Source organism: Butyricimonas synergistica DSM 23225 (assembly GCF_000379665.1).
GTDB lineage: Bacteria > Bacteroidota > Bacteroidia > Bacteroidales > Marinifilaceae > Butyricimonas > Butyricimonas synergistica.
Genome location: NZ_KB903368.1, coordinates 175,876 through 189,260 on the forward strand (window position 1 = coordinate 175,876; position 13,385 = coordinate 189,260).

Below are 13,385 nucleotides of genomic sequence, written 5' to 3' on the forward strand. Positions count from 1 at the left end.
AAAATGAGAAAATACGTATTTTACATGTTATTCACAACATTGTGTTGTTTCGCTTGTAAACGGCATTCAAGTCTTGATGAAAATAATGGAGGAGCAGAAGCGTTTGCTTTTGTGTTAAAAGATAAAATAGAGGATTTTATTTCTTATGTAGATTCAATTTCTCCTTATAAAAATAAGAATGAATTTTTTTATGTTTTTTTTGCTGAAGAAAATGACAAAATGTTTGTGTTTGTGGGAACAGATTTCTTTTATCGAAAAAACAAAATTAAAGGTTATGCTTTCGTGAATGGAAGACTTGTTGTGTATAATGGTAATGATAGCGATCGAAAGCAATATCTCGTGGATACAACTAAGTTAATCCAATTTGTAGATACAATTCCAGGTTTTTGGAGTGATGATGCTGATTTCCATATGGATTACGAAGTGTTAAGGCGAGAGTTCGTGATACATGGTAAGGATAGTTTAACCTTGACGAATCTCGGATATTAATATGTTTTGTTAAGAGTGTCTTATTCGGAAAAATTGACTCTTAATTTAGTGTATTATTCTAAAAAGGTTTACTCTAAAGTTACTTTAGATATTAGTATGAAATGTAAAAATCATCGAGGAGGAAAAAAATGAAGAACCTCCTCGATTTTTATTTTATGACGGGTCTGGTGAACGAAGGGCTGAGTATGGGTAAAGTTGATGGGTTTGACAGAGAACGTTGCTTCCGTGTTGGCGGACGATGTTTATTCTCATGGAAACGTGGCAAGCGGTAGTTACGGTTATGACAAGAACGGTAACATGATAAATGATAGCCGCCGTGCTTTGAATTTATCTTATAATGTCTTAAATTTGTTGAGTGGAGTCAAGACCGGCAGTACGGTGAAGGCGAGTTACGGTTACCTGGCTGACGGAACGAAGTTGAGGGTACGTGACGCGGGGAACAACGGTTTTGACTACGTGGGTTCTTTGACATACAAGAGTGGCGGTGGCGGTTTGCAACTGGAGTCGGCGAGTTTCGGTGATGGCGTGATCCTGACGGGCACGGGCGGACAGGAGGTGAATTACTTCCTGACGGATCACCTGGGTAGTGTTCGGGTGATTGTTGACGGTAGCGGGGTGGTGAAGGAGCGGAACGATTACTACCCTTTCGGGGCAAGGCACGCGAGATCGGATTACCCCCAGCAGGCGGCGAACCGTTTCAAGTACAACGGGAAGGAGGAGCAGGTAACGGGTGATCTGGGTTACCTTGATTACGGGGCGAGGATGTATGATGGTGCAATTGGAAGGTGGTTCGGTGTAGATCCCCTGCAAGAGAGTTTTCTCTCTCTTTCACCTTACAATTATTGTTCTAGTAACCCGGTCATCTTTATTGATCCCAACGGGGCGCTCAGGACTCATTACGTTGACGAGAATTACAACACGATATTGCAAACAAATGATGGCAGTGATGATGTCGTCATGGTTCCCAACGAGCACGTGGGACTTTTAAAAGTTTCGCGACTTTTTATCAAGACCCGAGTGTTCGGTCTTATTATGATGACGAGAGATGGAATCGTTACTGGAAAAATCAATTTGGATTAGCCGAGCGCCAATTAACGGAGGTAGAGCTGGCGATTAGTAACTGGTACAAGAGTGAAAATGGCAAAAATGAAGCGATAAAGCTCTTCTTGAGTCACAAGGGAAGTCACATGCTGAAGGCCGCTTGGAGCGAAGCTAGTTATCACTTGTTTAGTGTAGAGTCGTGGGCGGATGGGCTTTCTATGACTTTTTGGGTAAAGGGATTGTTCAAGAATTTTGGACAAAAAATGATGAAAACACAAATTCATCATTTTGCAACCAATAAACATAGTTTTTACACAAAAGAGATGGATAAAATAGCGAAACAATTTGGGTTGGATTTGGATGGTGCATGGAATAAGGCTAAAATGCCTCATTCTGGAAGGCATACTCACAATTATCATGAATTTGTATTAGAATATATGCTCAAAGCAGCACGAGAAGCTGGAGGAAGTCAAGTTAAATTCTTACAACTTTTTGACAAGTATGTAAAACAACCAGTACTTAATAATCCCAAACTATTACAACAATAAAAATGATAATATGAATAAATATTTTTTATTTACCCCTAAAAACGCATCTAACATAACAAGTGCGTTCGCTCCAGAAGAAACTAAATTATCTTATGAATTAATTCCAGAGTTAGTTTCTTGTAACAAATTACCTTTTGAATTGAAATTAGTAAAAATAACAATTGGGAAAAAAGGTATAATTACAAGTGATGATTTAACAGGAGTGGAAAATCTTTGGTTTGATTGTGAGTCAAGTAGTCTTGCTTGGCCATTGATGTCAGAACGTTTGAAAGCATTAATTGAAAGTTATTTAACAGGAAAAGAGGGGGTTGATTGGATTCAGGCTATTGTGAAGTATAATGAAGAAAGACAAAAATATTATATTATGCGATTTGCAAAAATGCTAGATGTTCTTGATATGCAAAAAACTCTTTTTAGAGAAGGAACAACAGACGTGCTTCGTCCTGTATTTTCTTTGACTAAAATACGAGATTACGCTGTTTTTTCTCGTCCGACTTCCTATGATTTTTGGAGAATTCCATCGGGAATTTATATGAACGAATCTTTAAAAAGAGCTATACAGAAGGCAAAACTAACGGGAACTTATTTTAAAGAAGTTTTAGTGAAAAAACTTTAGAATTTGTCCTAAAAAATTAGAATAGAGTGTATTTTATTATCGAGGAGGAGTTTTGTATTCCTCTTCGATATAAAAGTAAAAGGTAAACAAGTTCTTTTCAATTTAAGTAAATCACGAAATGTATTCCCCAGAACAGTGCTTACTTGTGCTTATAATTTTAGGCTGTATATTGAAAGTTTGAAATATCGAGGAGGAAAAAACAGAAACTTCCTCGATATTTATTTTGTTAAGTTTGACATTATTCTGATAAAGATGTCATGATAATTGTACTCGGATAACACGGGGAAAGTGTTGCTTGTTAGAACGGTAACATGATAAATCTGAAACTTTCTAAACCTTCGGGGTGGGAAAATAGGATTTTTGTACTATTTTTGAAGGCTTAAAAATAGTCGGATGAAGAGTAAGAAACGGAAATACTGGAATAAATTAAAAAATCGCTACAAGTTGACCATTTTTAATGAGTCTACTTACGAGGAGGTTATGCATCTTCGACTGTCTCCTTTGCAGGTGTTGACGGCGCTGAGTTCGTTGGCGGTAATATTGATTATTTTGACGATCATGTTGATCGCTTTCACGAACCTGAAAGAGTTTATTCCCGGTTACCCGAGCCAGCAATTGAGGCGGCAACTTACCCAAAATGCTTTGCGGGTAGATTCATTACTCAATGAAGTGCAGAAAAAAGATCGTTTCCTGCATTCAATACAGATGATTTTAAGGGATGAAGAGTTAGACACCACGCGTTACGTGGTATCTGCCGAGGATATAAAAGCGAATTATGATACGACGATGCTGGGCGTGTCCCCGGAAGAAGCGGGTTTCCGCGAGACGATGGAGAGGGAGGAACGGTATAATTTGTCGTTGGGACAGGTCAGTTCTTCGGATGATGATTTCTATCATTTCTTTTCACCGTTAAGTGGCATCGTGACGAATCATTTTGACGAGGGAACACGCCACTATGGCGTCGATCTTGTTGCCAAACAGAATTCCAATGTCTTGTCCGTTTTGGATGGAGTGGTGATTTTCACGGATTGGACGATTAAGACGGGATACGTGATACAAGTACAGCATAATGGAAATTTGGTTTCAATGTATAAACACAATTCGGTATTGTTGAAGAAGCAGGGGGATTTCGTGCGTGCGGGAGAGGCTATTGCGGTGGTTGGAAACACGGGGGAGGAAACAACGGGTCCGCACTTGCATTTCGAGTTGTGGCAGGCTGGAAAGCCTTTGAATCCGGAGACGTTTATTAAGTTTAAGTAAGTAGGTGTTTTTACGAGTAGAATTTGATGAAAAATATAGCAATATTAGGATCAACCGGGTCTATCGGGACACAAACGTTGCAAGTGATCGAGGCAAATCCGGAACGGTTTCGCGTGGAAGTGCTCACGGCAAATAATCAGGTGGAGTTGTTGGCGCGGCAGGCGAAACAATTTAAACCGAATATGGTGGTGATTGGGAATGAGGAGAAGTTGGGTGAGTTGCGGGATTTGTTGCAGGATGAAGATATAAAAGTGTACGCGGGAAGCGATGCGATAGCACAGGTCGTGCAGACCTCCACGATTGACGTGGTGGTGACTGCCATGGTGGGATATAGCGGTTTGCTTCCGACGATAAATGCGATAAAGGCGGGGAAGACGATCGCTTTGGCAAACAAGGAAACGTTGGTGGTGGCGGGAGATCTGATTAACCGCCTCGTGGAGGAATATAAAGTTGCCATATTGCCCGTGGATTCAGAACATTCTGCTATCTTCCAGTGTTTAGTGGGAGAACACAATAATCCGATTGAAAAAATATTGTTGACTGCTTCCGGGGGACCTTTCCGGGGGAAAGATTACAACTACCTGAAGACGGTAACGGCGGCACAGGCTTTGAAACACCCCAATTGGCACATGGGGGCGAAGGTGACTATCGATTCGGCTTCCATGATGAATAAGGGGTTTGAGGCAATTGAGGCAAAATGGCTGTTCGGGGTGCAACCTTCGCAGATTGAAGTGTTGGTGCACCCGCAATCTCTGGTACATTCCATGGTGCAGTTTCAGGACGGTAACGTGAAAGCACAACTTGGGGTTCCCGATATGCGCTTGCCGATACAATATGCTTTGACTTACCCGGAGCGGGTACATAGCGATATTCCCCGTTTGGATTTCGGGGGTTGTTCCAGCCTGACGTTCGAGAAACCGGACGTGAAGACATTCCGTAACCTGGGATTAGCTTACGAGGCAATGAACCGGGGTGGAAATGCCCCCTGCGTGTTGAATGCGGCGAACGAGGTAATGGTTGCGGCTTTCTTGCAAGGAGAGATTTCTTTCACGGCGATGTCTGACGTGATCGAGGCAACCTTGGATAAAGTCGATTTCATCCAGCAGCCAACGTTGGAGGATTATATCGCGACCGACCGGGAGGGAAGGAGAATAGCAGAGCAATTGAAAATGAAGTAATCACAGGATAATAATAAATCTAAAATTAGAACATGGATGTATTAGTAAAGATATTGCAGTTTTTGTTGAGCCTCTCCATTCTGGTGATGTTGCACGAGATGGGGCATTTCTTCATGGCGAAGCTTTTCAAGGTGCGGGTAGAGAAGTTTTTTATTTTCTTTAATCCCTGGTTTTCCATATTCCGTTTCAAGAAAGGGGAAACGGAGTATGGGATGGGATGGCTGCCTTTGGGCGGATACGTGAAAATTGCGGGAATGATCGACGAGTCGATGGATTTGGAACAGATGAAGGAACCGCCAAAGCCTTATGAATTTCGTTCCAAGCCGGCGTGGCAAAGGCTGTTGATTATGGTCGGGGGGGTGCTGGTCAATTTCTTACTGGCATTCTTTATATACATTATGGTGCTTTACACGTGGGGTGAGGAATATTTGCCCGCGGAGAACGTGAAGTACGGTGTCGTGTGTGATAGTATCATGCTGGATGCGGGAATGCGTAACGGGGATATTGTCTTGTCGTTCGACAACAAGAAAATCGAGCGGTTTTCCGATATCATGACCCATCTTTTGCTGGAAGAACCGAAGACCATGCAAGTGTTGCGGAATGGGCAGATGGTGAATATAAATATTCCTCCTACTCTGGTGAAGGCAATTCTGGGACATTCGTCCAATAGTATCAACCCGAAGAACTTGCTGGCACTTCGTTACAAGTACGAGGGTGCTATCGAGGCATTTCCCGAGGCTTCCCTCGCGAAGGATGCCGGGATGTTGGCGGGAGATACGATTATCGAGGTGGACGGACAGGGATTTACCTACTATGATGAGTTCCAGAGTCTCGTGCAGAATCATCGGGACAGCGTGTTAACCGCGAGAGTGTTGCGGGGGCAGGATACGTTGACCGTGTTTATCGGAATGGGTGATGCCAAGTTTATCGGGATTTACCCGAAGCTTGTTTTTGATTTTGAGTTTGCGGTGAAGAAATATTCGTTCTTTGCTTCGATTCCCGCTGGTATTGACATGGGGTTGGATAAAATCAGCTCTTACCTGAAACAGTTTAAATTGTTCAAGAATCCGGAAGCGATCAAGTCGCTCGGTGGTTTTGTTTCTATCGGGAATGTTTTCCCCAGCGTGTGGGATTGGAATGCGTTCTGGAATCTGACAGCTTTCTTGTCGTTGATTCTGGGAGTGATGAACTTGTTGCCAATTCCGGCTTTGGATGGGGGACACGTGATGTTCCTCCTGTATGAGGTGATTACCCGCCGCAAGCCCAACGAGAAGTTCATGGAGAATGCCCAGATAGGCGGGATGTTTTTCTTGATATTCCTGTTGTTGTTCGCTAATATAAATGATATTCTGAAACTGGTTGGTTTTTATTAAAAGAGTTATGAGTGAAATGGTTGAGCAATTCCGGGCGTACCGGGAGAAAATGAACGAGAAAATTCTTGCCGCTGACAATAAGGTGATAAAGCGTATCTATAATCTGGATACGAATACATACATGGACGGGGCGTTATCCGCTAAAGTGAAGGAGATGATGGGTTTGGCGACTTCTATGGTGTTGCGTTGCGATGATTGTATCAAATATCATCTGGAGAAATGTTACCAACATGGAGTGACCACGGAGGAGTTGTTCGAGATCTTCTCTGTGGCGAACCTGGTGGGTGGTACAATCGTGATTCCGCACACCCGAAGGGCTTTGGAGTACTGGGAAGAATTGCATATTCATTGAGTAGAATATTTTTTTCTTTAGGTTGATTTTAAATTGTTTGTTTAAGGTATATTTTTGTACCTTTGCACAGTTTATGGATAAAGGCTAGTGTGTATGTTGTGGAATAAAATACTTAAAATCAGCTTGCTGGGAATTTGTTTCCTTGTCGTTTTTTCGGTTAGGGGGAATGTACGTGATCGAGGATACGTATTGGTGATTAATTCTTACACGGACGGCACGATATGGTCGAATTATGCCATTGACAGTATTAGGAAAGATCTTACCGTTAAGGAAGATATTGTAGTGGAGTCTCTTAACACGCTGTTGTTTGAAGATGAAAATAGCTTACAGGAAAGAAAAGATTACATCTTGGAAAAATACCCCGAGCAGCCGAGGGCAATCGTTTTACTTGGGAGTAGCGCATGGAGTTTCTTTGAGGAGGAAGTGCGTGGAATATGGAAAGATATACCAGTGATCCTTTGCGTGCAGGCTGATTATGTGGGGTCAGTAAAGTCTGTGCTGGGAAAAGGTGAAATAGTTCCGGGAGAGGTTATTCCTTTGGAGAAATCATTGTTCCGTGATAATGTTACGGTCATCGAGTGCCCGGTTTATGTTCGGGAAACCATAGAGGAAATGAAGACTTTGCTCCCGAAGATGGAGAAGATCGTGTTGATTTCCGACTACCGTTACGTCAGTACTCAAGTGCGTTATAAGTTTCAGCAAGAATGCCAAGAGTATTTTCCAGAACTTAAGGTTGCGTATTTCACAGAGGGGAAGATTACTTTGGATCAGATGCTTGATTCTATAGCGTCTTATGATATAGAAAAAGTCGGTTTACTTTATTTTTCATGGATACAGCGAGAGGAGATGGCTGGTAGCAAATATCTGACGTCTAATAATCACAAAACGATTTGTACGTTTGATAATCATCCGATTTTTTGCCTTGAAGATGTGGGTGTTGCCGACGGGGAGATGGCGGGTGGTTATTTTTATCTTGGAAAAGATTTCGGGCATACAGTTGCAAAGACTCTAAGGAAGGTCATAGGGGGAACAGACGTGAAGGATATTCCTTGGCAAAAGGCAGGAAAACCGGGCTACTATTTGTGTTATAATGTATTGCAGAAAGCGGGGATTGCTTCTTCCTTGTATCCTGATAATGCAATTTATTTCTTTGCACCGGAAACATTTTGGGCTAAATACAAGTATTTATTATTCGTGATTATAGGATTAGTACTTTTGCTTTACGTGTTGTTGGTTCGTATACGTTTGTTGAAGAAGGAGAGGGCATTGCATGATAAGGAATTTTCGTTGTTGAAAAAATACGAAACTCTTTTCAATAATATGCCTATTGCTTACATGAAACACCAGCTGATATATAACGCCAAAGGGGAGTTGGAAGATTATCGGGTTCAGGATATAAACCCGATGTTCAAGAAATATTTCGTGCAGGGGGATGTATTTATCGGAAAGAAGGGAAGCGAGATACCGTCAAGTAGTTATAAGGAATATCTCGTCCTGTATAAAAGAATGCTTGCGGAAAAGAAATCTTTGACAATAGAATATTATCATAAACGAACACAAAGGTATTACGAAGTATTGTTTATGATTTCGGCAGAAAAAGATATGATGGATATTTTCTGTGTGGATATCACGGATCTTCGAAAAACGAAATCTATGCTGGAATCTGTTAATTACAAGCTGGCAATGGCTTTGGATGTGGCGAGTATAACGCCATGGCGTTGGGATTTGGAGAAAAAGACGATGTTGTGTGACGTGAATCGCCCGATTGAATTAAAGCATTTTGGAGGTGATGAAGATGCCCTGGCAGTTCCGGAAGAACAATATTTCGCGAAAATTCATAAAGACGACCGGGAGAGGGTGAAGGCTGCTTATATATCATTGATAGAGGGAAAAGTATCGAAAATAAAGGAAGAATACCGTGTCCTGGATAAAAGTGATCATCATTATTCATTCGAATGGGTTGAGGCACAAGCTACCGTGGATAAAAAAGACAAGAACGGAAAAGTGGTGTCTTTAGTCGGGTCTTCCGTGGTGATAACCAAGCGCAAGCGAATGGAGTTGGATTTGAGGGAGGCTAAGGAGCATGCGGAAGAATCGAATCGGTTGAAGTCTGCATTTTTGGCTAACATGAGCCATGAAATACGCACTCCCTTGAATGCTATCGTGGGTTTCTCGAATATTCTGGCATCGGCAGAGGAAGAGGACGAGAAAAAAGAATATATCAATATTATCGAGAATAATAACACGTTGCTTTTGCAATTGATTAGTGATATTCTTGATCTTTCCAAGATAGAATCCGGTTCGATGGAATTCAATTATTCCGAATTTGACTTGAATGCTTTGATGCGCGAGCTGGAACAGACTTCACGGTTAAGATTGACAACCTCGGCGGTGGAAATTATTTTCGAGGAGAGTCTGCCGGAATGTTGTATCCGGTCGGAAAAGATCCGGTTGACACAAGTCGTGTCTAATTTGATTAATAATGCGATTAAATTTACCAAGCAAGGGAGTATCCGTTTCGGGTATCACCCGTTGGAGAGAAATTCGCTTTATTTTTATGTTTCGGACACCGGGTGCGGGATTGAGTCGGCGAAGAAGGATTCCGTGTTTGAGCGTTTCGTGAAATTGAATTCATTTGTTCAAGGTACGGGGTTGGGATTGCCTATATGCAAGACCATTATTGAACGCCTGGGAGGGAAGATCGGTGTCGAGTCCGAGATCGGGCAAGGTTCCACGTTCTGGTTTACCATCCCTTACGTGGCGGTGAAGATACATAGGGAAGAAATCCAAGAGGAAGAATTTGTTCCGCAAGTTGTAGAGAAAAACAAATTGAAGATACTGATCGCTGAGGATAATTCGAGTAACTATATGCTTTTCGAGTCTATACTGAAGAAGGATTACCATTTGATTCACGCTTGGGATGGGATGGAAGCCGTACGGTTGTTCAAGGAGCATGAGCCTCATTTGGTGCTGATGGATATTAATATGCCCCAGTTGAACGGGTATGAAGCAGTACAAGAGATTCGGAAAATATCTTCTTCGGTCCCAGTAATTGCCGTGACGGCTTATGCTTACGCTTCTGACGAGGAAAAGATCATGGCAAGCGGTTTTGACGGGTTCACGTCGAAACCGATTAATGCTAATGTGTTGAGGAGTAAGATTATCTCTTTGTTGGAGAAGAGGCTTATTCTGTTATAGTATGCTTTCGAGAAGTTTCGCTGGGGCGTTTATTATCGTGTCCTGTCTTATTTGTGGAATAGCCGGGGGACAGGGACGTGTCTGTTTTCGGGTCGTGTTCTATAATGTCGAGAATCTATTCGATACCCGAAAGGATTCGGTAAAAGCGGACGGGGATTTCACTCCGCGGGGCAGGCTATATTGGACAAAGGAACGGTATAGTCGGAAATTATTGCATATCTCGAGAGCTTTAATTGAGGCGGGAGGCGCAGTGTTGCCGTCTGTTATCGGGTTGGCAGAAGTTGAGAACAGGCACGTGTTGGCGGAGTTAGCCGGGAAGACCGGGCTGGCGGATGGTGATTACGGGATTGTACACGCGGATTCGCCGGACGTGAGAGGAATTGATGTTGCGTTATTGTACCGGAAAGCGGATTTTAAGGAATTGCGTAGTCGTTTCTTTCCGGTAGAGTTGGAAAAAGGGGAAAGGACACGGGATATCCTGTATTGCGAGGGGGTATTGGGTGGAAGTGATACTTTACATTTTTTTGTTTGCCATTTTCCTTCCATGCGAGGGGGTGAAGCCCGGAGCGAGTGGAAAAGGATAAAGGCGGCTTCCGTGGTAAAAGCGAAGATCGATTCAATACGGTTGTGTCATCCCGAAGCGAAGATCGTGGTCATGGGCGATTTGAACGGCAAGGCAAATACTCGTGCCCAGCAAGTGCTGAATACGGAAAATGCCGAAAAACGGGCGATTGTTTCCAGTCAGCTTTATAATACGGGATATTATTTGTTAGGGAAGCCCTGCGGGAGTTATCGTTACCGGGGGGAGTGGCAGACGTTGGATCACCTGATTGTTTCCGGAACCTTATTGGATGGCTCGCGTGGTCTGCAATCATCGGTACGAATGAAGGTCGTGGCATCCGATTTTTTGTTGGAGGAAGAGAAAGGGAGTTATGGCAAACGACCGAAACCGACCTATCGGGGACAAAGGTATATCGGGGGATATAGCGATCATCTACCCGTGTTCATTGATCTGCAAAAATAAAATTCGACAAAAAAGATTTTCCTGAAAATAAAAGACTATTTTTGTGCAAAATTCATAGAAAAAGATATGGACGATTATCATCAACGGTATTAATCTGGATAGGGGTTCTCGATAACGACCTCTATTCATAAAATGAAGGAGGATTTATTATGAGAACTTTCCTAAGGGGTAAAGTGGGGTTTGTGGAGAAAAAAGTGTGGGAACCTAATTGCTGGATTAATGTTATTTCACCTACTCAAGAAGACATTCGGTATTTGCTTGACGAGAAAGGTGTTCCGGAAGCTTTTATTGACGACATCGAGGACGTGGACGAGCGTTCCCGTCTGGAAGTGGAAGAGGGATGGACCTTGATGATTATGCGTATTCCTTTTAAATCAATTGATAACAGTATCCCTTTTATCACGGTGCCGCTGGGTATTATCGTGAAGGGGGATGTGTTCGTGACCGTGTGTTTCCATCAGACGGAGATGGTGCCGGATTTTATCAATTACGTGATTCGGAAGAATCTGGAAATCGAGAATAATTGGGATCTGGTATTTCGCCTTTTCCTGTCTTCGTCAGTTTGGTATCTGAAATACCTGAAACAGATCAATGCCCAGATGCACATGGCGGAGGTGGAGTTGGAAAAATCTATCCGTAACGAGGAACTGCAACGATTGTTGAAAATTGAAAAGTCTTTGGTGTTCTTCATTACTTCCTTGCGGGGGAATGACAATCTGTTGATCAAGATGAAGACGTTGAAGACGCAACGGCAATTCTTTGATGAGGATTTGGTGGAAGACGTGGAGATCGAGTTGCGCCAGGCACAGGATTCCGCTCGTATATACAGCGATATATTGAGCGGGACTATGGATGCTTATGCTTCCGTGATTTCCAATAATTTGAATATCGTGATGAAGCGAATGACAAGCATTTCAATCATATTGATGTTGCCGACGTTGATTGCCAGCTTGTACGGGATGAACGTGCCGAATTCCCTAGAGGAGAATCCTTATGGATTTTTGATTGTAATTATAATATCTATCTTGTTTTCCTTGTTCGGGTATGCCTTTTTCAAGTGGAAGCATTGGTTCTAAAATTAATTATAAAATTGCCGTTATTTTAACAAACTCTTAACGGTTTGACAATAAACTTTTGAAGATATTTGGTGTCTTAACTTTAGTGTCGTGAACGCCTGTGTACAAACGACACAATGGATAATTGTATGTAATAATTTTTAATATGAACAAAGGGTTAAAAAGAGTTTTACAGATAGGAATACCCGTTGTGGTAGTGGGTGTTATCTTAATCCCTCGTTTAGATTTTTCTTCAAAAGACGATTCCGGTGATCTTCCCCCGGTGACGGCATCGAAAGGGGCAGCATCAAGAGGTGCATTGCCGGTGACGGGCATCGTGGCTTCCTTGTCAACTTCTTCAAACGGTATTCCCGTGACGGGAACTTTGGTCGCCAACGAAGAAGTCGAACTGGTTTCGGAAACAGCGGGAAAGGTGGTCGAAATTGCCTTCGAGGAAGGGGCTTCGGTGAAAAAAGGCGCCTTGCTGGTGAAAGTGGATGATTCGGATTTAAAAGCCCAGCTGGAGCGGTTGGAGTATCAGCAAAAATTGTTGGAAGCGAAGTTGGAGCGTCTGCGGGTGTTATTGGAACGGGAGTCTGTTAGTGTGGAGGAATTTCAGCAGTTGGAAACGGAATACAATATGAATTTGGCGGATATTGAGCTTCTGAAAGTAAAGATCAACCGTACTGAAATCCGTGCTCCTTTTGACGGGCGGATGGGATTCCGCTACGTGAGTGTGGGAAGTTACCTGCAACCCAGCACGAAAGTATCGACTATTGTGGATAATTCTTTTTTAAAGGTTGAATTCGTTATACCCGAGAAATATACTGTGGGAGTCCCGTTGATCGGCAGAAAGATTACCTTTGAGGTCGCTGGGTTGGAGCATAATATTAACGCGGAAGTTTACGCTATTGACCCGCAGATAAATGATCGGCATGCGGCTACTTTGCGTGCCCGTTACCGTAACACGGACAATTTGATGGCGGGAATGTTTGTCAAGGGACAATGGAGTACGGCGGAAGGATTGAAATTTATTCTAATCCCGACAGAAGCCGTGGTGCCCGAGATGGATGGCAAGCGCTTGTGGGTGATGAAAAACGGGAAGGCAACCAGCGTGGCAGTGCAAACCGAGAGCCGGGACAACAAATTTGTTGAGATAACGTCTGGTATCCAGATTGGGGATACCGTGCTGACCGGTGGTTTGATGCAGTTGAGAGAAGGAATGCCCGTGAAGCTAAACAATTGAAAATT

12 protein-coding genes are annotated in these 13,385 nt (G+C 42.8%); all 12 read left to right on the forward strand.

The window, feature by feature from the left end; translation table 11 throughout:
• Positions 1-3: 3 nt before the first annotated feature.
• The 12 genes from A3CY_RS0114870 to A3CY_RS0114925 all read left to right on the forward strand — a co-directional run bounded on the left by A3CY_RS0114870 (position 4) and on the right by A3CY_RS0114925 (position 13,380).
• Positions 4-489, forward strand: coding sequence for a hypothetical protein (locus tag A3CY_RS0114870; RefSeq protein WP_018338727.1), 486 nt, complete (start codon positions 4-6; stop codon positions 487-489).
• A 204-nt stretch (positions 490-693) separates the two neighbouring features.
• Complete coding sequence (locus tag A3CY_RS21190) at positions 694-1,569, forward strand: RHS repeat domain-containing protein (protein ID WP_240388164.1); 876 nt, start codon at positions 694-696, stop codon at positions 1,567-1,569.
• A 107-nt stretch (positions 1,570-1,676) separates the two neighbouring features.
• Positions 1,677-2,078 carry an AHH domain-containing protein gene (locus tag A3CY_RS21195; protein ID WP_205619918.1) on the forward strand — a complete coding sequence of 134 codons (402 nt, stop codon included), beginning with the start codon at positions 1,677-1,679 and terminating at the stop codon, positions 2,076-2,078.
• A 10-nt stretch (positions 2,079-2,088) separates the two neighbouring features.
• Positions 2,089-2,694, forward strand: a complete 606-nt coding sequence (locus A3CY_RS0114885; protein WP_018338730.1) for an imm11 family protein — start codon at positions 2,089-2,091, stop codon at positions 2,692-2,694.
• Between the two features lie 393 nt (positions 2,695-3,087).
• The gene (locus tag A3CY_RS0114890) at positions 3,088-3,954 is read left to right on the forward strand and encodes a M23 family metallopeptidase (protein WP_018338731.1); all 867 of its coding nucleotides are present in this window, start codon (positions 3,088-3,090) and stop codon (positions 3,952-3,954) included.
• A gap of 26 nt (positions 3,955-3,980) precedes the next feature.
• The gene (locus tag A3CY_RS0114895; protein WP_018338732.1) at positions 3,981-5,132 is read left to right on the forward strand and encodes a 1-deoxy-D-xylulose-5-phosphate reductoisomerase; all 1,152 of its coding nucleotides are present in this window, start codon (positions 3,981-3,983) and stop codon (positions 5,130-5,132) included.
• A gap of 32 nt (positions 5,133-5,164) precedes the next feature.
• Positions 5,165-6,505: an RIP metalloprotease RseP gene (gene rseP, locus A3CY_RS0114900; protein WP_018338733.1), complete on the forward strand. Its 1,341-nt coding sequence runs from the start codon at positions 5,165-5,167 to the stop codon at positions 6,503-6,505.
• 7 nt (positions 6,506-6,512) lie between these two features.
• Positions 6,513-6,857 (forward strand): carboxymuconolactone decarboxylase family protein, encoded by a 345-nt coding sequence (locus A3CY_RS0114905; protein ID WP_018338734.1) that lies wholly within the window; start codon positions 6,513-6,515, stop codon positions 6,855-6,857.
• A gap of 93 nt (positions 6,858-6,950) precedes the next feature.
• On the forward strand, positions 6,951-10,055 hold the full coding sequence (locus A3CY_RS0114910; protein WP_018338735.1) for an ATP-binding protein: 3,105 nt from the start codon (positions 6,951-6,953) through the stop codon (positions 10,053-10,055).
• 1 nt (position 10,056) lies between these two features.
• Positions 10,057-11,079: an endonuclease/exonuclease/phosphatase family protein gene (locus tag A3CY_RS0114915; protein WP_018338736.1), complete on the forward strand. Its 1,023-nt coding sequence runs from the start codon at positions 10,057-10,059 to the stop codon at positions 11,077-11,079.
• A gap of 149 nt (positions 11,080-11,228) precedes the next feature.
• Entirely contained in the window at positions 11,229-12,155 is a 927-nt protein-coding gene (locus tag A3CY_RS0114920) for a magnesium transporter CorA family protein (RefSeq protein ID WP_018338737.1), read from the forward strand.
• Positions 12,156-12,300: 145 nt separating this feature from the next.
• A complete protein-coding gene (locus A3CY_RS0114925; protein ID WP_018338738.1) occupies positions 12,301-13,380 on the forward strand; it encodes an efflux RND transporter periplasmic adaptor subunit in 1,080 nt (359 codons plus the stop codon).
• Positions 13,381-13,385 lie beyond the last annotated feature (5 nt).

What these genes read in the sequence shown, in the direction of transcription:
- A3CY_RS0114870 (WP_018338727.1), top strand. Translation starts at nt 4, where the DNA reads ATGAGAAAATACGTATTTTACATGTTATTCACAACATTGTGTTGTTTC.
- A3CY_RS21195 (WP_205619918.1), top strand. Translation starts at nt 1,677, where the DNA reads ATGCTGAAGGCCGCTTGGAGCGAAGCTAGTTATCACTTGTTTAGTGTA.
- A3CY_RS0114885 (WP_018338730.1), top strand. Translation starts at nt 2,089, where the DNA reads ATGAATAAATATTTTTTATTTACCCCTAAAAACGCATCTAACATAACA.
- A3CY_RS0114890 (WP_018338731.1), top strand. Translation starts at nt 3,088, where the DNA reads ATGAAGAGTAAGAAACGGAAATACTGGAATAAATTAAAAAATCGCTAC.
- A3CY_RS0114895 (WP_018338732.1), top strand. Translation starts at nt 3,981, where the DNA reads ATGAAAAATATAGCAATATTAGGATCAACCGGGTCTATCGGGACACAA.
- rseP (WP_018338733.1), top strand. Translation starts at nt 5,165, where the DNA reads ATGGATGTATTAGTAAAGATATTGCAGTTTTTGTTGAGCCTCTCCATT.
- A3CY_RS0114905 (WP_018338734.1), top strand. Translation starts at nt 6,513, where the DNA reads ATGAGTGAAATGGTTGAGCAATTCCGGGCGTACCGGGAGAAAATGAAC.
- A3CY_RS0114910 (WP_018338735.1), top strand. Translation starts at nt 6,951, where the DNA reads ATGTTGTGGAATAAAATACTTAAAATCAGCTTGCTGGGAATTTGTTTC.
- A3CY_RS0114915 (WP_018338736.1), top strand. Translation starts at nt 10,057, where the DNA reads ATGCTTTCGAGAAGTTTCGCTGGGGCGTTTATTATCGTGTCCTGTCTT.
- A3CY_RS0114920 (WP_018338737.1), top strand. Translation starts at nt 11,229, where the DNA reads ATGAGAACTTTCCTAAGGGGTAAAGTGGGGTTTGTGGAGAAAAAAGTG.
- A3CY_RS0114925 (WP_018338738.1), top strand. Translation starts at nt 12,301, where the DNA reads ATGAACAAAGGGTTAAAAAGAGTTTTACAGATAGGAATACCCGTTGTG.